This window comes from Nonomuraea sp. NPDC049725, assembly GCF_040674795.1.
GTDB lineage: Bacteria > Actinomycetota > Actinomycetes > Streptosporangiales > Streptosporangiaceae > Nonomuraea > Nonomuraea ceibae.
Genome location: NZ_JBFANJ010000010.1, coordinates 148,189 through 166,472, shown reverse-complemented (window position 1 = coordinate 166,472; position 18,284 = coordinate 148,189). Strand labels below are relative to the sequence as shown.

The window sequence follows — 18,284 nt, the reverse complement described above, 5'->3', positions numbered from 1 at the left end:
GTGCCCGACGCGATCTTCGCCGATCCCCGGCTGGCCCGGATCTACGACCCGCTCGACCCCGACCGCGGCGACCTCGACGCCTATGCGGCGATGGTGGCGGAGTTCAGCGCGCGGCGGGTGCTCGACGTGGGCTGCGGCACGGGCACGTTCGCGTGCCTGCTGGCCGCGCGCGGCGTCGAGGTGGTCGGCGTCGACCCGGCGGAGGCGTCGCTGGACGTGGCGCGCGGCAAGTGCGGCGCGGTGCGGTGGATCCACGGCGACGCCACCACGCTGCCGCCGCTGCGCATGGACCTTGCCGTGATGACCGCGAACGTGGCCCAGGTCTTCCTCACCGACGACGACTGGCAGGCCACGCTGCGCGGCGTCAGGGCGGCGCTGCGGCCGGAGGGCGTGCTGGCCTTCGAGACCCGCGTTCCCGCCCGGCGCGCCTGGCTGGAGTGGACGCGCGACCGTACCCGCAGGCGGGTGGAGATCGGCGGCGTCGGCGAGGTGGAGACCTGGTGCGAGGTGCTGGACGTGTCCGGCCCGCTCGTGACCTTCCGGCACACGTACGTGTTCGGCGACGGCGGGGACGTGGTCACGTCCGACTCGACGCTGCGGTTCCGAGAGCGGGACGAGGTCGAGCGGTCGCTGGTCGCGGCGGGCTACCGGGTCGAGGACGTGCGCGACGCGCCGGACCGGCCGGGGCGGGAGTTCGTGTTCGTCGCCCGGTTCGTTGCCTGAGGGACAGCTTCCGCGTCAACCACCCGGCGAGTTTGCGCGTCGAATCGTCACGGCGTTCACGCTGAATCGGGAGGCCCTCATGATCCGTCGCATCATCCGCCGACGTCGTCCGGTGCCGAAGCTCGCGGGCATCACCCTGGAGGAGGAGCTGGCCCTGCTCAGGGTGGAGCTCATGTACGGCCTGCGCGTCAACCGGGAGGCGTATCTGCGCAGGAAGGTGGACGAACGGGAGGAGCTGGCCACCCGCACGCGCGGAGGCGACGCCAGGATGATGCTCGCGGAGCTGCGCGGGTCGCTGGAGCGGGCCGTACCGCCGGCCGCGCCCCCGACCGTCGTCGACCTTCACAGCCGCCGCCGGTCGGTGGGCGACCAGGGCCCCGAGCCGGCCTGACCCCCTATACGGACGTGCCGCCTGCCCGCTGCCGGGCACGGCGGCCGTTCCTGTTTTCAGGAGGAAATCGCAGGTCAGAGCGCCCCTGACGCCATATGGACAGGAATAGGTGGCCACCGGGTTATGCGTTTTTAGGTCTCTGGCCTGGTCAAATGCCCATTCGACAGGGAACGCACACAAGTCGGCGCTCCGATGCGTCCCATGCGCACTCGGTTTGCCCCCGGACGGCGATGCTTGCAGCATGGGCGTGGCTTTCCTGGAACAATGGCGGAGACCGGATAGGGTGACTGCTTCACCGCGGATGATGGGGATCGGCAACGGACGACACCGCGCCAGCCGGGGGGATTGGCGCGAGCGGAGGCGTGATGGCTCGTAGGTCAACCGTCCAGCACGGTCCTCGGATCGCTGGCGACCCCGGCCTTTCCGCACGCCCTGAACACGACTTCGACGCGCCGCCTCCGCACAGGCCGCGGCGCGGAGGCTGGTCGGGCGGCGGCGGGCGATGGCTGGTGTGGACCGGGCGCATCATTCTCTGGGCGCTTATTGTGGTTATCGTGGTGAATGGGATCCGTGCCCCTTTTGAGCGGTTTACCGGCCAAAACGCCGCCGCGCCGAATGCGGCCGCCCAACCGGGCAGCTCGTTCCCGGCGGACCGTGGCATGGCGTTCGCCGCGCAGTTCGCCGGCGTTTACCTGAATTTCAGCCCCGACGACGCCGTGAGCAGGTCCGGCAAGCTGGCCGCGTTCATGGCCGACGGCATGGACCAGCAGATGGGCTGGGACGGCAACGGCAAGCTCGGCGCCGTGGCGATCCAGCCGTACGACATCCAGGTCAGCGACGACAACAACGCGATCGTCACCGTCGCGTTCCAGTCGGGGTCCCGCAGGCTCCACCTGTCGGTGCCGCTCTACTACTCCGACGACAGGTTCGTCGTCTCCGGCTGGCCCGCCATCCTGCCCGCTCCCGCGCCGGCCGAGCTGCCGCAGGTGGCCGCGCCCGAGAGCGACGACGTGGCGGCCGCCGAGCTCAAGCCGCAGCTCGAGGGCTTCTTCCGCTACTACGCGCTGGGCAACACCGTCGAGCTGCAGCGTTACGTGACCGCCGGCACGAGCCTGCCCACCTTCGCGGGCGCGTTCACCTTCGGCGAGCTCAAGAGTGTCGTGGTGCCTGTGGGGGGTGCCACCCGTGAGATCCAGGCGGTCGTGGTGTGGATCGTGCCCGACGGCACGCCGCCCGCGGACGAGGCCAACAACCCCGAAGCGGTGTCCGGCCGCCTCCAGCAGGCTTACCGCCTCACTGTCGAGAAGCAGGGCGACAAATGGTACGTCGACGACATCCGCGGTGCCGGTAGGGCCGTTGGGTAGACGCACGACCGCGCTGCTGATCGGCACCCCCCGGGAGGACAAGAAGTGATCTTGAAAAGCATAGTGCTCAACCTCATCGAAATGACACCCACACCAGCACCGACGGGTGTCAACACCGAAGGACTCGCCGACTTCCTGCGCGCGTTCTTCGCCCCGCTGTTCCTCGTCGTCGTGTCCGTGGTCGCGCTGTTCTTCCTCTTCACCCGCGAGATCACGCGCTTCGTCCAGTTCCTGATCCTGGCCGTGGCCATCGGCGTGATCTTCTACGTGCCCAACATCATCGAGGTGACGGCCAAGGCGATCGCGGGCGCGCTGGGCATCAACCAGTGAGGGTTGGGACCGCCTCCGCGCGGTCATGAACGAGCGGGTGGAGAGGAGGACCGCGTGGACCTGCCCACGTACACGAACATCTGGCGTATCGAGAAGCGGCTCTACAAGCTGTACGACCTACGGCTCCCCATGCCGCTGCCCATCGTCTGGATCGGCGTGTTCGTCGGCGTCTTCGTGCCGTGGTCGCTCCTGCTCTGGCTCGTCGGCGTACCCGTCGAGATGCCCTGGCACGTGCTCTTCCTCGTCCCGCCCGGCATCGTCACCTGGCTGTCCACCCGGCCCGTCATCGAGGGCAAACGGCTGACCGAGCTGCTGGAGTCGCAGCTGCGCTACCTGGGGCAGCCGCGCGCCTGGTACCGGCTGTCGCCCGCGGCCGAGCCCGAGACCATCACGTTCTCCGGGCGCGTCTGGCACGCCACGCCCAAGCGGGTGAAGGTCAAGAAGCCCCGCAAGGCCCGCCAGACCGAGCGCAAGCGCGCCCCCGAACGGGTCACCGGGCCCCGCCAGGTCCGCCCCGCCGTGGCCGCCGCCGCCGTGGCCGCCGCCCAGGCGCCGCTCGCCGACCCGCCCGTCCGCTGGGGCTCCCGCGTCCGCCCCACCGCCGCCGCCCCCGCCCTCGCCCCCGAGCCGTCGTCACCCGCGCCCTCGTCGTCGGCCTCGCCCCCGCCCTCGGCCGCGCCCTCGCCTTCGGCCCCGGTCGAGCTGCGCCTCGTACGCGACACCCCCGCCGCCCCCGACCCCGCACCGGAGGCGCAGGGCCTGCGCGCCTTCGACGGCGTACGCGACCCCGCCCCGGCGCGCCCCAGACCGGAGACGGCGGCCCGCAAACCCACGGGCAAGCCGATCGACACCGAGGCCCTGCGCCGCCTCCGCAAACTCGCCGCCACCGCCGACCCCCCCAAACCCACCCCCACCCCCGACGCCACCCAGACCCCCGAGGGAACCCCGGGCCGCCGCAAGGGCAGCCCGACGCTAGACCGCGCACTGCCCGCTGGGAGCGCCCCCGCTGCCGAGCAGCCCCTGGCGATCGAGGGAGCGTCGGCCTCTGAGCAGCCTTCGGTCCGCGGCGGCGCGCGGGACGGGCAGAGTGCCCCGGCCCACGAGCGCGCTGCGGCGTCCGAGCGGCCGCTGGCCGCCGGGAGCGCCCCCGCGCCCGAGCCGGCCGCGGCCCAGGAGGGGGCGTCGGCCTCCGAGCAGCCTCGGGCCCGTGAGGGTGCGCGGGGACTGGAGGGTGCGCCGGCCCGTGAGGGGGCTGCGGCTTCCAAGCGGAGGCGAGCCGCTGAGGGTGCGTCCGGTGCTGGGCAGGCTCCGGCCCGCGAGCCCGCCCCTGCGCCCGGACAGCCCCCGGTGCCTGCGGTGGCGCGTGGAGAGTCCTCGGTCCGTGAGAGCGCCTCCGCCTCCGGGGACGGGCAGGCGGCTGAGGAGGCGGCCGTTTCCGGGGAGTCCCCGGTTGGGGGGAGTGCCGCCCCCGCCTCCGAGCAGGCCCCTGCCCACCTGCGGGCCGACGCCTCCGAGCAGGCCGCCGCCCCTGAGGAGGACGCCGCCTCTGAGGAGGACGCCGCCCGCTTCCGGGCTGTCGCCCCTAAGGAGGCTCCCGCGTCCGAGCGGGCCGCCGCCCGTGAGAAGGGGGGCGCCTCCGCGCATGCCTCGGCTCCGGAGCAGGCCGGTGCCCCCGAGCGGGTGGCTGCGTCCGGGCGGGTCTCCGCCTCTGAGGACGCTCACGCCTCCGAGGAGGCCACCGCCGCCGGGCAGGCTGCCGCCTCCGAGGAGGGCCCCGCCTCCGAGGATGCCCCCGCCTCCGAGGAGGGCCACGGTGAGGTTGGTGGGGCTGGGCCGGAGGCCGAGGGGGATGAGGCGGCGCGGAGTCAGCACAGGAAGGGGCAGCCGCCCAGGTTGGGGCCGGGGGTGGCGTTGCCCGACGCGCGGGCGTGGGCGCCGTTGAGTCCCGATGCCAAGCCCGTCACCCTGTCGCGCCCGCTGCGGGGGCGTGAGGCTGAGCTGCCGAGCCGGGCGATTCATCGTACGGACGTCGTGCCCGGGGAGCTGCCGCCCCCAGAGGAGGTCGCGCCGGAGCCGGTGGCCGAGGCGCCAGCGGTGCCCGTGGAGCCGGAGGAGGGGCGTGACGGTGGGGCGGCCGTGGTGCCGGGGCCCAGGCCGGGGCAGCGGGTGCGGCGGGTCGAGTCCGTGGTGGGGCGCGACTCGGGCGGCTGGCGGCGCATCGCGCAGGTGGTCGTGGGCGGCAACGGCGTACGGACCGACGGGTCGGAGCTGGACGAGGCGCGCGCCCGGGGGGTGTTCGCCGGGAGCCGGCGGGTGGTGGTGCTGGGGTGCACCGGCGGCGCCGGGCAGAGCACGACGGCGCTGATGCTGGGTCACACGTTCGCGCAGTACCGCGACGACCGGGTGGTGGCCGTGGACGCGGCGTCGGGGGACAGCAGCATGACGAGCCGCATCCATCCGGAGACGCCCGAGACGCTGACGTCGCTGCTGGCGGGGTTGCAGCGGGTGAGCGGCTATCTGACGATGCGCGGCTACACCACGCGCACCGCTTCGGGGCTGGAGGTGGTGGGGGCCGACGGTGACGAGCAGCGGCTGGCCGACCGGGGCCTGTTCTCGGACCACCGGCTGGGCGAGGCGATGAGCCTGCTCGACCGGCACTACAAGCTCACGGTGATCGATCCGGCCGCCGCGCTGGCCGCCCGCGTGCTCCCGTACGCGGATCAGCTCGTGCTCGTGGTGCCCGCGAGCGTGGAGGCGCCGGACGCGGTGGCGATGACGTACGAGTGGCTGGACGGGCACGGTTGCGCGCACCTGAGGCGGCGCGCGGTCATGGTGGTCAACGGGGTGAGCCGGCGTTCGATGACGGACGTCGAGCAGGCGGAGGCGGTGGCGCGCGGCAGGTGCCGGGCCATCGTCAGGGTCCCCTGGGACGACGATCTGGCGCCGGGCGGCGCCGGGGTGGTCGATCCGGGGCAGCTGCGCGCGGCCGGGCGGCGGGCGTATCTCGCTCTCGCCGGGGTCGTGATCGCGGGCTTCGCGGCACAGAAGGTCCGAACTGACGAAGAGGAGCTGGCGAGTGACCCCCCGGGCACGAGAATCGGTGAGCGATAAGTGAACATGCGAGCAGGCATGGCCCGTTCATGCGCCGAGGGGGCGGCATGAGCAGGGCGTCTAGAGCGCGTCAGCGCCTGGCGGTCCGCTATTTCGACGACCGCATCCTGCTCACGGACACCGACGCATGGGCGTATTTCCGCCTTCCGACGGTCAGCTACGAGTTCGTCACGCCTGAGGAGCGTGAGGCGCTGGCCACCAACATCACGATCGCGCTGGCCGCGATCAGGATGCCCGACGCCGAGGTGCACCTGCGGGTGGCGCATCGCGCCTATCCGGCGGCGGAGTGGGCGATGGCGCTCAACGCGACCTCCGACGAGGGGCCGGGCTGGCGCGACTATCTGGAGGAGATGTACCGGCACGTCTGGGCGAAGGACTTCTGGTCGAAGGAGGTCTATCTGGGCGTACGGCTCGGTCCGCGGGGCAAGCAGCTGGGCGCCGGGGTGCTGGCTCAGGTGTTCGGCTTCTACCAGAAGACGGAGAAGGTCCTCGGGCTGGAGGACGACCACGTGCCCGAGAGCGAGGTCGGCCGGTGGACGGAGCAGGCCGAGCGGCTGGGCCGGGCGCTGGCGTCCAGTGCCCTGTATGCCCGGCATGCCACGTCGGTGGAGGTCGCGTGGCTGTTCCAGCACGCGGCGGCGGGGGCGCTGGCGGACGCGGCGCCGTCGGCGAGCCCGAAGCGGCGCTGGGGCAAGGGCGAGATCGAGTCGCTGGTCGAGGGTGAGATCCACAACGGCAGGTCGCTGCTGCGGATCGTGCAGCCGCAGGGCGACTCGTACGTGGCGTATCTGTCGTTCGCCCGGTTCCCGGATCTGATGCCGTTCCCCGACGGGGAGCCGTGGATGCACTTCGCCGACCAGTTGCCGTTCCCGGTGGAGGTGTCGTCGCGGATGCGGCTGATCCCGCCGGTGAAGGCGTCCAAGGACGTGGCGCGCAAGCTGGCGCACGCCCGCGACATGGACATCCACATCCGCGAGGCGGGCGCGGAGGCGCCGCTGGCGCTGGCGGAGCAGATCGACGCGGCCCGGATGCTGGAGCACGGCATCACGAAGGAGCGGCTGCCGTTCGTGTACGGGTGGCACCGGCTGATCGTGTCGGCGCCGACCGAGGACATCTGCGTGCAGCGGGTGGAGGCGGTCGTCGAGCACTACCGCGACATGGGCATCGACGTGGTCAACTCGACCGGTGACCAGTTCTCGCTGTTCTGCGAGTCGCTGCCGGGCGAGAAGGTGGGCGTCAACGCCTACGCCCAGCGTCAGCCGCTGCGTACGATCGCGGGCGGGATGGCGACGGCGACCGTCGACCTGGGCGACCGGCTGGAGGAGGGCGGCGAGGGCTGGCTGGGCCCGTACATCGGGGAGACCGTCGGCCGGGCGCGCAGCATCGTGCACTTCGACCCGCTGCTGGCGGCCAGCCGCAACCGGCCGACCGCCATCGCGATCACCGGCGAGCCGGGCGGCGGCAAGACGACGCTGGCCCTGCTGATGATCTACCAGATGGCGTTGCGCGGCGTCACGGTCGCGGTGATCGACCCGAAGGGCGACGCCGAGTCGCTGGTCGAGCTGCTGCAGAAGCGCGAGCGCAAGGCGCGGATCATCCCGCTGGGCTCGGCCGCGCCGGGGCTGCTGGACCCGTTCTCGTTCGGGGACGACATCGCGGCCAAGAAGACGATGGCGACCGAGACGCTGCGGCTGCTGCTGCCGCGCATGTCGGAGGAGCGCGAGTCGGCGATGATCCAGGCGGTGGCGGCGGTGTCCAACGCCGCCGACCCGTCGCTCGGCAAGGTCGTCGACTATCTGGAGCAGGCCGAGGACGCCGCGTCGAAGAACCTGGGCGCGGTGCTGCGCTCGATGTCGGAGATGCACCTGGCCAGGCTCTGCTTCGACCCGTCGGGCGGCGACCAGATCGACAGCGAGGGCTGGACCACCGTGTTCACTCTCGGCGGGCTGACGCTTCCCGACGTGGCCACGGGCCGCGACGACTACTCCTACGAGCAGCGGCTGTCGGTGGCCCTGCTCTACCTGGTGTCGCAGTTCGCCCGGCGGCTGATGAACGGCCTCGACCGGCGCGCGCCCAAGGCGATCTTCCTGGACGAGGCGTGGGCGATCACGTCCACGCCCGAGGGCGCCAAGCTGGTGCCCGAGGTCAGCCGGATGGGCCGCTCCCGCAACACCGCCCTCGTCCTGGTCTCGCAGAACGCGGGCGACCTGCTCAACGAACAGGTGACCAACTGCCTGTCGTCGGTGTTCGCCTTCCGCTCGACCGAACGGGTGGAGGTCGGTCACGTGATGTCGCTGCTGGGCGTCGAACCGTCGGAGGAGCACAAGGCCGTCCTCAGATCGCTGGGCAACGGGGAATGCATTTTCCGCGATCTGGATGGCAGGGCGGGCCGCATCGGAGTAGACCTGATCTCCGAGGAGCTGCTCCGCTGGCTCGACACGAACCCGACACACGACAAACCCGGCGGCGGCGGGCATGATGATCTTCAAGGGGGAGTGGGCCACGCGCAGGAGGTGCGGTCATGAGGATCCGGCTACCCAGACGATGGGCTCTGGCGCTTGTGGTGTTGCTCGGCGTCCTCGTGGTGCCGATCGTGGCGGGCAGCCTGTCGCCCGCCGCCGCGGGCCCGTGTGACCTGTCCGGCGAGCTCGCCCCCGAGGTGATCGGCGGCGGCACCGACGGCATGATGCAGCCGCCGACGCCCGAGCCCGGCACGCCGGCGGTGGTCACCAACTACAGCCAGTTCGGCATGGCCGGCCAGTTCTGGCACACGCACGAGCTCGGCTGCTCCGACATCGCGGCCGTGCTCGGCAACTCGTGGGCCAACACGATCTTCCTGTGGGCCAAGGCCGTCGACCGGCTCACGATCACGACCTATCAGGCGGCGGCGACCGAGGGGCCGCTCCAGTCGATCAAGGACGTGGTCGACGACATCGTGACGAACCTGTCGGAGGCCATGTACTGGCCCTACCTGCAGCCCATCGTCATCCTCGGCGCGATCTGGCTGGCCTGGTACGGGCTGATCCGCAAGCGGGCCACCACGACCGCCGAGGGCGTGATCTGGATGGTGCTCGCGGTCACGGTCGCCACCTGGTTCCTCAGCCGGCCGCAGGACTTCACCGGCCTGGGCAAGGTCGTCACGGACAAGACCGGTGAGGTCGTCAACTCCGCCTTCTCCGGGCTGCCCGGCGCGGGCGGCGCGTCCTGCCTGCCGCCACCGGGCGACGCCAGCCCCGAGGTCAAGGCCGGCGGCTTCGGCCAGAACGGCACCCCGGGCGTCGACCAGAACGCCGACGCGCTCTGGTCCACACTGGTGTGCAAGCCGTGGCTGATGGGCCTGTTCGGCACCGCCGACCCCAACCAGCCGATCGTGCGCGACTTCGGCCGCACGATGCTGGAGACGCAGTCCATCCCGCCGGCCACGGCAGGGCAACCGGCGCCCGACGTGGGAGCGCATCAGGCGAAATATGCCGAGATCGCTGACAAGCTGCGCAACGACTCGCGTTACTTCATCTTCTCCGGGCGTGACTGGACGAGCCGGCTCGGCGTGGCCATCGGCGCGCTGATCGCCGCGCTGGTGGCCGGGGTGCTCATCTTCCTGGTGGCGGTCTCGCTGCTGGTGCTCAAGGTGGGCTTCCTGCTGTTGCTCATCCTCGGGCCGGTGTTCCTGCTCATCGGCGTGCATCCGGGCAGCGGGCGGATCATCGCCATGCGCTGGGTGGAGATGCTGATCGGCACCCTGCTGCGGCAGGCCGTGCTCGCGCTCGTGCTCGGCGTGCTCGTGTACGGTTACGCGCTGATCATCTCGACCGCGATGCCGTGGGGCATGCAGATCCTGTTCATGGCGTTGCTGACGATCGCGGTGTTCTTCTACCGGCGGCCGTTCCAGCACCTGTTCGCCTCCATGAACGGGCACACGCTCACCACCCGCATGCTCGGCGACGCGGCCGGCTCGCCCGTCCTGGAGCGGGCCTCGAACGTGCTGCCGCCGGTCGCCTCGGCCAGGATCGGCCGCTGGGGGGCGCGTAAGGCGGAGCCCATCGTCAGCGCGGTGGCGGGCGGCGCGGCCGGCGCCACGGCGGCGACCGTCGCCCAGGGCCGGGCGCGCGGCGAGGAGGGCGAGACCGGCGCGATGCCGTCGGGCGTCCGGGTGCCCGCGCCGCTCGACACCGACCCGCAGGGCGGCAAGGCGGCCGGGCGGCAGGCGCCCGCTCCCCGCAAGGGCGACGCGCCGCCCCTCAACCTGGGTGGCGCGCCGACCCGCACGCGCGGCGCCGGCGCGGCCCCGCGCGGCGCCGCCCCCGGCCGTCCCGGCGGCTCAGGTGGCTCGGGTGGTTCCGGCGGTTCCGGTACGGCGGGCGGCGGCTGGTTCGGCGGCCGTTCGGGCGGTGGCTGGGCGCCACGCGGAGGCTCGGGCGGCACCCGTACGGGCGGCTCCCAGCTCGGCGGCTCAGGCGGGTCAGGCGGCGTGAGCGGGTCCGGCGGGTCGGGCGGGTCCCGGTCCGGCGGCTCCTGGTCGGGCGGGTCCGGCAGGTCGCGGTTCGGCGGTTCCGGGTCCGGCGGGTCCGGGTCCGGGGGGTCGCGCGCGTCGCGGTTCGGCGGCTCGGGCGGCGGCGGGTCCCGGTCGGGCGGGTCGATGTTCGGCGGGTCGCGGCGGACCGGCTCCGGCGGCGGGTCGCGGTCCGACCGGCAGTCGTCCGGCGGCGGCATCTTCGGCAGGAACGAGGACGGGCGGGTGTTCGGCAACGGCGGAGGCGGCAGCATGTTCAGCCGCTCCGAGTCCGACGGCCGCGCCTCCGAGCCGCCGCCGCTGTGGGGCAGCTCCCGCAAGGCCGAGCCGCCGGTGCCGTTCTGGCTCAACCCCTCCCACCCGGACAGGGACTGATCATGGCTCAGCGGGGCGACAAGCGAGGGATGGCCTTCGCCGTCATCGTCGTGATCATCGCTGCCGTCGGCGCCTACCTGTGGCTGTGGCCCGACCCGGAGCAGCCCGCCGCCGAGCAGGCCGCCTCCGGCCGGACCACGAGCACGCCGGTCATCGCGAGCACGCCGCTGGCCACCGCCAGTGACGCGCCCTTCGACGTCTACTCCTTCCTGCCGATGTCCAAGGAGCAGCTCGCCGCCGCCGCCGACCTGGCCGAACGCTTCACCGCCGAGTACGCGACGTACCGCTTCGACGAGGCGCCGCAGACGTACGCCGACCGGGTGCGCAAGTACACCACCGCCGACTTCGGCAACATCCTGGCCAGGACCCGCACCGCGGCCGGCCCGGTGGAGCAGGACGACCAGACCGTGTCGACGGCGACGGCCGCGCTGAAGGAGATCCGGCAGATCGAGAAGACCAGCATCGTGTTCGTCATCACCGCGACGCAGCAGCTCACCGGCAAGAGCGGCGCCAAGCAGCAGGCGGCCGACTACGCGGTGACGGTCAGCCAGCTGGGCTCCGATTGGCGGGTGTTCGACCTGAGGCCCGCCGACGAGGGCCAGGACGGGGATCCGCAGGGGTGAACACCTCCCGCCCCCGCGTGATCCTCGCGGTCGTCGTCGCCGGGATGCTGCTGCTCGTCCTGGTCATCGTGTCGCCGATGCTGATGACGTCCATCCCCTCGTTCGTCGGCAGTGGTGGCGCGCCGCCCGACTGCACCGACGGCACCCAGGTGCAGGAGGCGTCCGACTCGGCCGCCTCCGACATCCCCGCCGAATACCTGGAGCTCTACCGGCAGCACGGCAAGAAGATCGGCGTCCAGTGGAACATCCTGGCCGCCGTCGGCAAGCGCGAGACCGACCACGGCCGCTCCAACCTGCCGGGCGTCAAGAGCGGCACCAACTACGCCGGCGCGGCCGGGCCGATGCAGTTCCTGATCAGCACATGGGGTGGCAAGGCCCGGATCCCCATGTCGTCGACGTTCAACGGCTACGCCTCCGACGGCGACGGTGACGGCATCGGCGACGTCTACAACCCCGCCGACGCCATTCTCGGCGCGGCCAGGATGCTCAAGCGCAACGGCGCCCCCGAGAACGTCCGCCGTGCCCTGTTCGTCTACAACCGGGCCTGGTGGTACGTGGACCAGGTCGAGGAGATCGCCAGGAAGTACGCCAGGTCCGGCGAGGTCGAGGTGCCGCCCGAGACCGACGACTCCTGTGACGAGCCGCTGGTCGAGGCCGCGCCCAGCGACGTCGTGCGCAAGATCCTGGCCTACGCGCTGGACCAGCGCGGCAAGCCGTACCTGTGGGGCGGGACCGGGCCCGACGCGTTCGACTGCTCGGGCATCATCTTCGCCGCCTACCGGTCGGCGGGGCTGTCGATCCCGCGCACCACGTTCGGGCAGTGGCCGTTCGGGGTGAAGATCGAACAGGGCACCGAGCAGCCCGGCGACCTGGTGTTCTTCAATGCCGGGCCGGGCACGTCGGCCAACAACCCCGGGCATGTCGGGATGGTCGTGTCGAAGGGGAAGATGGTGGAGGCGCGCTGCCGGCTGTGCGGGCCGATCAAGGTGACGAGCTACGAGTCGCGGGACAAGATCGTCGGGTTCACCCGGCCTCTGCAGAACCCCGCCGTCCTCGACCAGCTCGAGAAGCTGAAGAATGCATCCCTATGACAGTGATCGTGGTGGCCGCGGCGATCGTGGGAGACGGCGGGCAGGTGCTCGCCGCGCAGCGGGGCGCGCCCGCGGCGCTGAGAGGCGGGTGGGAGTTCCCCGGCGGGAAGGTCGACCCGGGGGAGAGCGAGCTCGACGCGCTGGTCCGTGAGTGCCGCGAGGAGCTCGGCGTGGAGATCGCCGTCGGCGAACGGGTCGGCGGTGACTGGGCGCTCGGCAAGGAGTACGTGCTGCGGGTCTGGCTCGCCACCGTCGCCGCCGGCACGCCCCGGCCCAAGGAACACCTGGCGCTGCGCTGGCTCGCGCCCGGCGCGTACTACGACGTGCCGTGGCTGGCGGGGGACCTGCCTGTGATGAAAGCTGTGGAGAAACTGCTCCGCGAGGATTGAATGGTCGCTCTCTGTGACATAACGATTACTGGGCGTTATTTGTCACGATGAGGGAGGCGGCGTCATGAATCGGGGCTGGATCGTGGGCGGAGCCCTGATGCTCGCTGCCGCAGTGCCCGCCGTGCCGGCGGCGGCCAACGGGGTATCCATGGTGCTCGACCAGGTGGGCAACCCCGACGGGGTGCTCAAATGGATCAGGACCGGCGACGTGCTGCGCTACCAGGTGCGGCTCAAGGGCATGGGGCACGACGCCCGGCTCGCGGTCGCCAGCGTCCCGGCCGCCGCCCTCACGACCGTCGCCTGCCCGGCCACTGGGGCTGCCACCGGGCCTGTCACCGGGGTCGTCCCTGAGGCCGCCGCGAGTGCCGCGCCCGCGCCGGTGGGGGCCGGCGTTTCTCCGGAGGGCGTCCCCGGGCGGGTGGCAGGCGCCCGGGTGACGGCGAACCGGGCGCTCTCGGGGGCGGTGGACGCCGGTGCCCGCGTGTGCCCGCTGGGGCGGCTCGCCGGCAAGCAGGTCGTGGACGTGACGCTCACCGTTCCGCAGGGGGCCGGCGAGGTCGAGCTGGCCGCCGTGGCGAAGGTGCGCGAGGACGGCGGGCTCGGGCACACGACGATCGCCAGGAGCGTGCGCACTGCGATCTTCGAGGGGCCGGTGCCGCGTGACGCGGTGGGCTTCAGCGGCAACGCCGTCCGCCTCACCCAGAAGGCCGCCCCGCCCGCCGCCGTCCCTCCGCGCCCCGATGGCCACTCGGCACGGCCGTCCCGGCAGGACGCGCTCGCCCAGAGGGACGCGTCCCGCCAGGAACGCCCGCCCGCCCAGGACGCGCCCGCCCTCAATGCCGCACCCTCCGTCGGGGGCGCACCCGCGCCGGGCGACGCCACCACGCGGAGGCGCACGCCGCCCGTAGGTGGCGCGCCCGCGCCGGGCGACCCCACCGCACGTGGCCGCACACCGTCCACCGGCGGCGCGCCCGCTCAGCGGGGTGCGACCGTCCAGGACGCGCCGGCCCTCAATGCGGCCCCCTCGGTCGGGGGTGCGCCCGCGCCGGGTGGGGCCACCGTGCGGGGGTACGCGCCGTACGTTGCGGACGCGCCCGCGTTGGGTGGGGCCACTGCCGTTGGGGGCGTGCCCGCCCAGCAGGGGGCGCCTGCCGCTGCTCCCGGTGGGGGTGGGGTGGCGGTGGCGCCCGTGGGGACGGGGCAGCCGGTGGAGGCGGTGGAGGCGCCCTTGCCTCGGGAGGTCGGGGGCGGGAGGATGCGGGTACGGGCCGAGGAGGCGGTGAATCCGCTGGCCGGGCCGCGGGGCGTGCCTGCCGTGGCGGTGGGGATCGCGGCGCTGATGGGGGCGCTGTGGCTGATCGCCAGGGTGCAGCGGGCACGCATTCAAAAAAACGTCTGGTAATTCCGTCTTTACTGTGCCTTTTACCCGACTAGTATTCCCTTGACCAAGGTTGCGGGACTGCGCGGAGGGCACAGGTGGCACGCACGCGAGCGACGGCCGTGTCCGCGATGGTGCTCGCACTGGGGCTGACCTGCGCGGGCGTCGCCCCGTTCGTGGGGCAGAGCGCTTCGGCGACGGCCTTGACCCCGGTGGAGCCGTGTGACGCGGGCGAGGTGTGCGAGGAGGGTCCGCCGGAGACCACGGTCACCGTCATCACCACGCTGCCGACGCCGACCCCGACGGAGCAGCCGGAGACGACGGTCACCAAGACGGTCACGGCGACGCCGACCCCGAAGAAGACGACCGCCAAGCCGACGCCGACGAAGACCACACAGGCGCCCGATCCGACGCCGCAGACGAGCTCGGCCCCGCAGCCTCAGCCGCTGCCGACGCAGAGCGTGGAGGTCCCGGCGGCGACGCCTTCCGAGACGGAGTCGGAGGTCGAAATGCCGCAGGTGGCCACCAGCGACCCGCTGCCGTCGGAGACGCTGCCGCAGTCGTCGGAGAGCGAGCCGATCCCGCTGGAGGTGCGTAACGCGGCACCGGAATTCGACCAGCGGACGCTGACGCAGCAGCTCAGCATCCCGGCGCTGGTCATGGTGCTGCTGGTGCTGTTCGCGGTGCTGATCTTCGAGGGCCGGTTGCGCCGGATGGCGCACGCCGCGGCGGTGCGCAAGGCGGGGCCGCAGCTGCCGCCGGTGCCGCCGGAGATGGCGGGCTACCCGGCGGGTCCGGGTTATGCGACGGCGGCGTTCCCGGCTCCCGGTTACCCGGGCGGCACGGCGTACGCGCCGATCATCAGTTTCGTCCCGGTGCAGACGTATCCGGGGGGCCAGGTCCAGTACGGCGCGGTCTACCAGGACCCTGCCATGTACGGCCAGGCGGCTCCCGAGCACCAGCAGCCGGCGACCGTGCAGGAGCCGGTGGTACTGCAGCCGGACCAGTTCGACACCGTGGACCAGGAGCCGGCCTTCCGGGCGCCGTTCGAGCCGCTGGTCCCGCCGGAGCCGCCGCCTTCGGACATCCCGCCTGGCGGCGCGGGCCCGTACGAGGACACGCCTGAGCGCCCGCTGGGTGCGGCGTCGATGGCCGAGCAGGGCGACGCCGAGCCGTGGCAGGCGTTCGCGGCGGACCGGACGGTCGTCCAGCCGCTGCCGGGCACGCCGGCGGAGGACACGCCGGCAGACGGCGCGACGGTGGAGGAGCCCCGGCCCGAGCAGGGCAAGCGCAGGCGCGGGCTGCGGCGCAAGAGCAAGTGAGAACGGCGGGGCCCGAAGGCCCCGCCGCCGGTGTCACTTGGACGAGCGCTTGAAGATCTTGTTGCCGAGCCAGACCAGCGGGTCGTACTTGCGGTCGACCACGCGCTCCTTCATCGGGATCAGCGCGTTGTCAGTGATCTTGATGTGCTCGGGGCAGACCTCGGTGCAGCACTTGGTGATGTTGCAGTAGCCGAGGCCGTGGTCCTGCTGGGCCGAGTCCTTGCGGTCGGCCACGTCGTACGGGTGCATGTCCAGCTCGGCGATCCGCATGAGGAAGCGGGGGCCGGAGAAGGCCGGCTTGTTCTCCTCGTGGTCGCGGATGACGTGGCAGACGTTGTTGCACATGAAGCACTCGATGCACTTGCGGAACTCCTGGGACCGCTCGACATCGACCTGCTGCATCCGGTATTCGCCGGGCCGCACGCCCTCCGGGGGCGTGAAGGACGGCACCTCCCGGGCCTTCTGGTAGTTGTACGAGACGTCGGTGACCAGGTCCTTGATGACGGGGAAGGTCCGCATCGGGGTCACCGTGATGGTCTCGTCCTCCGCGAAGGTGGACATCCGGGTCATGCAGCCCAGGCGCGGCTTGCCGTTGATCTCCATCGAGCAGGAGCCGCACTTGCCGGCCTTGCAGTTCCAGCGGACCGCGAGGTCGGGGGCCTGGGTGGCCTGGAGCCTGTGGATGATGTCGAGGACGACCTCGCCCTCGTTCACCTCGACGGTGAAGTCTTCGAGCCTGCCTTCGCCTCCCTCACCGCGCCAGACCTTGAACTTCGCCTTGTAGCTCATTTCGAAATCCCGTCGAACTCGGCCATCTCTTCGTCGGTGAGATACTTCTTCAGCTCGTCGCGGTCGAACAGGGTGATCAGGTCGTCGCGCATCGGAGGCTGGACGCGCTCCTCGACCTGGATCGACCGGCCGTCGCCGGTGGAGCAGACGAGCAGCTTGCGGCGCCACTCGGGGTTCATGCCGGGGAAGTCGTCGCGGGTGTGGCCGCCCCGGCTCTCCTCGCGCTTGAGCGCGGCCCGCGCCACGCACTCCGAGACGAGCACCATGTTGCGCAGGTCGAGCGCCAGGTGCCAGCCGGGGTTGTAGACGCGCGACCCGGCCGCGCCGACGAGCTGGGCGCGCTCCTTGAGCTTCTCCACGACCTCCAGCGCCTCGGCGACCTCGTCGGCCTTGCGGATGATGCCGACCAGGTCGTTCATCGTCCGCTGGAGCTCCTGGTGGACCTCGTACGGGTTCTCGCCCGAGCGCTGGAGCGGCGCCTCGGCCTCGGCGCGGGCGGCGTCCACGTCCGCCTGCGCGAGCCGGGGCCGGGCGGCGAGCGTGTCGACGTAGGCCGCCGCGCCAGCGCCGGCCCGCCGGCCGAAGACCAGCAGGTCCGACAGCGAGTTGCCGCCGAGCCGGTTGGAGCCGTGCATGCCGCCGGACACCTCGCCCGCCGCGAACAGGCCGGGCACGGAGGCCGCGCCGGAGTCGGCGTCGATCTCGACGCCGCCCATGATGTAGTGGCAGGTCGGGCCCACCTGCATCGGCTCGGCGGTGATGTCGACGTCGGCCAGCTCCTTGAACTGGTGGTGCATCGACGGCAGCCGGCGCTTGATCTCCTCGGCGGGCAGCCGGGTCGACACGTCCAGGTAGACGCCGCCCTGGGGGGATCCGCGCCCGGCCTTCACCTCGGCGTTGATGGCCCTGGCGACCTCGTCACGCGGCAGCAGCTCCGGGGGACGGCGGTTGTTGGCCTGGTCGGTGTACCAGCGGTCGCCCTCCTCCTCGGTGGTTGCGTACTTGTCCTTGAACACCTCGGGGATGTACTTGAACATGAAGCGCTCGCCCTCGGAGTTGCGCAGCACGCCGCCGTCGCCGCGCACCGACTCGGTGACGAGGATGCCGCGCACGGAGGGCGGCCAGACCATCCCGGTGGGGTGGAACTGGATGAACTCCATGTTGATCAGCTTGGCCCCGGCCAGCAGCGCCAGCGCGTGGCCGTCGCCGGTGTACTCCCAGGAGTTGGAGGTGACCACGTACGACTTGCCGATGCCGCCGGTGGCGAGCACCACGGCGGGGGCGTCGAACAGGACGTAGTTGCCGCTCTCGCGCCAGTAGCCGAACGCGCCGGCGATCCGGTCGTCCTGCTTGAGCAGGCGGGTGACCGTGCACTCCTGGAAGACCTTGATGTAGGCCTCGTGGTCGCCGTGCGTCTCGAAGTCCTCCTGCTGGAGGGCGACGACGCGCTGCTGCAGGGTCCGGATCATCTCCAGGCCGGTGCGGTCGCCGACGTGGGCGAGCCGGGGGTACTCGTGGCCGCCGAAGTTGCGCTGGCTGATCTTGCCGTCCTTGGTGCGGTCGAACAGCGCGCCCCACGCCTCCAGCTCCCAGACCCGGTCCGGGGCCTCCTTGGCGTGCAGCTCGGCCATGCGCCAGTTGTTGAGGAACTTGCCGCCGCGCATGGTGTCGCGGAAGTGCACCATCCAGTTGTCGTCGGAGTTGACGTTGCCCATCGCGGCGGCGGCGCCGCCCTCGGCCATGACCGTGTGGGCCTTGCCGAACAGCGACTTGCACACGATCGCGGTGCGCTTGCCCTGCTGACGGGCCTCGATGGCGGCGCGCAGCCCGGCGCCTCCCGCGCCGATGACGACGACGTCGTATTCGTGACGCTCGATTTCCACTGTGA

At 72.1% G+C, this 18,284-nt stretch carries 14 protein-coding genes; 12 read left to right on the top strand and 2 right to left on the bottom strand.

Annotated features, from left to right (window positions below; translation table 11 throughout):
- The 12 genes from AB0J53_RS26125 (at window position 1) to AB0J53_RS26070 (ending at window position 15,607) form a co-directional block, all read left to right on the top strand.
- On the top strand, window positions 1–723 hold the full coding sequence (locus tag AB0J53_RS26125; protein ID WP_364176775.1) for a class I SAM-dependent methyltransferase: 723 nt from the start codon (window positions 1–3) through the stop codon (window positions 721–723).
- 79 nt (window positions 724–802) lie between these two features.
- Window positions 803–1,114: a hypothetical protein gene (locus AB0J53_RS26120; protein ID WP_364176772.1), complete on the top strand. Its 312-nt coding sequence runs from the start codon at window positions 803–805 to the stop codon at window positions 1,112–1,114.
- A 659-nt stretch (window positions 1,115–1,773) separates the two neighbouring features.
- Window positions 1,774–2,478, top strand: a complete 705-nt coding sequence (locus AB0J53_RS26115; protein WP_246644889.1) for a conjugal transfer protein — start codon at window positions 1,774–1,776, stop codon at window positions 2,476–2,478.
- A gap of 81 nt (window positions 2,479–2,559) precedes the next feature.
- Entirely contained in the window at window positions 2,560–2,808 is a 249-nt protein-coding gene (locus AB0J53_RS26110) for a hypothetical protein (protein ID WP_246644910.1), read from the top strand.
- Between the two features lie 54 nt (window positions 2,809–2,862).
- Window positions 2,863–5,919: a TcpE family conjugal transfer membrane protein gene (locus AB0J53_RS26105; RefSeq protein ID WP_364176767.1), complete on the top strand. Its 3,057-nt coding sequence runs from the start codon at window positions 2,863–2,865 to the stop codon at window positions 5,917–5,919.
- Between the two features lie 47 nt (window positions 5,920–5,966).
- Complete coding sequence (locus AB0J53_RS26100) at window positions 5,967–8,444, top strand: ATP-binding protein (protein WP_219511462.1); 2,478 nt, start codon at window positions 5,967–5,969, stop codon at window positions 8,442–8,444.
- Window positions 8,441–10,804, top strand: coding sequence for a type IV secretion system protein (locus tag AB0J53_RS26095; protein WP_364176764.1), 2,364 nt, complete (start codon window positions 8,441–8,443; stop codon window positions 10,802–10,804). Before AB0J53_RS26100 ends, AB0J53_RS26095 begins: the two co-directional genes overlap by 4 nt.
- A gap of 2 nt (window positions 10,805–10,806) precedes the next feature.
- The gene (locus tag AB0J53_RS26090) at window positions 10,807–11,427 is read left to right on the top strand and encodes a hypothetical protein (protein ID WP_364176761.1); all 621 of its coding nucleotides are present in this window, start codon (window positions 10,807–10,809) and stop codon (window positions 11,425–11,427) included.
- Window positions 11,424–12,518, top strand: coding sequence for an NlpC/P60 family protein (locus AB0J53_RS26085; protein ID WP_308126068.1), 1,095 nt, complete (start codon window positions 11,424–11,426; stop codon window positions 12,516–12,518). The genes AB0J53_RS26090 and AB0J53_RS26085 overlap by 4 nt, the downstream gene beginning before the upstream one ends.
- Window positions 12,515–12,907, top strand: a complete 393-nt coding sequence (locus tag AB0J53_RS26080; protein ID WP_219511469.1) for a (deoxy)nucleoside triphosphate pyrophosphohydrolase — start codon at window positions 12,515–12,517, stop codon at window positions 12,905–12,907. Before AB0J53_RS26085 ends, AB0J53_RS26080 begins: the two co-directional genes overlap by 4 nt.
- A 97-nt stretch (window positions 12,908–13,004) precedes the next feature.
- Window positions 13,005–14,309 (top strand): hypothetical protein, encoded by a 1,305-nt coding sequence (locus AB0J53_RS26075; RefSeq protein WP_364176757.1) that lies wholly within the window; start codon window positions 13,005–13,007, stop codon window positions 14,307–14,309.
- Between the two features lie 74 nt (window positions 14,310–14,383).
- Complete coding sequence (locus AB0J53_RS26070) at window positions 14,384–15,607, top strand: hypothetical protein (RefSeq protein ID WP_364176754.1); 1,224 nt, start codon at window positions 14,384–14,386, stop codon at window positions 15,605–15,607.
- Between the two features lie 33 nt (window positions 15,608–15,640).
- On the opposite strand, the gene AB0J53_RS26065 is transcribed toward AB0J53_RS26070, so the two are convergent.
- Both AB0J53_RS26065 and AB0J53_RS26060 read right to left on the bottom strand, forming a co-directional pair.
- Window positions 15,641–16,396: a succinate dehydrogenase/fumarate reductase iron-sulfur subunit gene (locus AB0J53_RS26065; protein WP_219511475.1), complete on the bottom strand. Its 756-nt coding sequence runs from the start codon at window positions 16,394–16,396 to the stop codon at window positions 15,641–15,643.
- Complete coding sequence (locus tag AB0J53_RS26060; protein ID WP_364176750.1) at window positions 16,393–18,279, bottom strand: fumarate reductase/succinate dehydrogenase flavoprotein subunit; 1,887 nt, start codon at window positions 18,277–18,279, stop codon at window positions 16,393–16,395. The genes AB0J53_RS26065 and AB0J53_RS26060 overlap by 4 nt, the downstream gene beginning before the upstream one ends.
- Between the last annotated feature and the right edge of the window lie 5 nt (window positions 18,280–18,284).

Coding starts and splice junctions, on each gene's coding strand:
- AB0J53_RS26115 (WP_246644889.1), top strand. CDS start 1,774: ATGGCGTTCGCCGCGCAGTTCGCCGGCGTTTACCTGAATTTCAGCCCC.
- AB0J53_RS26100 (WP_219511462.1), top strand. CDS start 5,967: ATGAGCAGGGCGTCTAGAGCGCGTCAGCGCCTGGCGGTCCGCTATTTC.
- AB0J53_RS26110 (WP_246644910.1), top strand. CDS start 2,560: ATGACACCCACACCAGCACCGACGGGTGTCAACACCGAAGGACTCGCC.
- AB0J53_RS26090 (WP_364176761.1), top strand. CDS start 10,807: ATGGCTCAGCGGGGCGACAAGCGAGGGATGGCCTTCGCCGTCATCGTC.
- AB0J53_RS26080 (WP_219511469.1), top strand. CDS start 12,515: ATGACAGTGATCGTGGTGGCCGCGGCGATCGTGGGAGACGGCGGGCAG.
- AB0J53_RS26120 (WP_364176772.1), top strand. CDS start 803: ATGATCCGTCGCATCATCCGCCGACGTCGTCCGGTGCCGAAGCTCGCG.
- AB0J53_RS26095 (WP_364176764.1), top strand. CDS start 8,441: ATGAGGATCCGGCTACCCAGACGATGGGCTCTGGCGCTTGTGGTGTTG.
- AB0J53_RS26065 (WP_219511475.1), bottom strand. CDS start 16,396: ATGAGCTACAAGGCGAAGTTCAAGGTCTGGCGCGGTGAGGGAGGCGAA.
- AB0J53_RS26075 (WP_364176757.1), top strand. CDS start 13,005: ATGCTCGCTGCCGCAGTGCCCGCCGTGCCGGCGGCGGCCAACGGGGTA.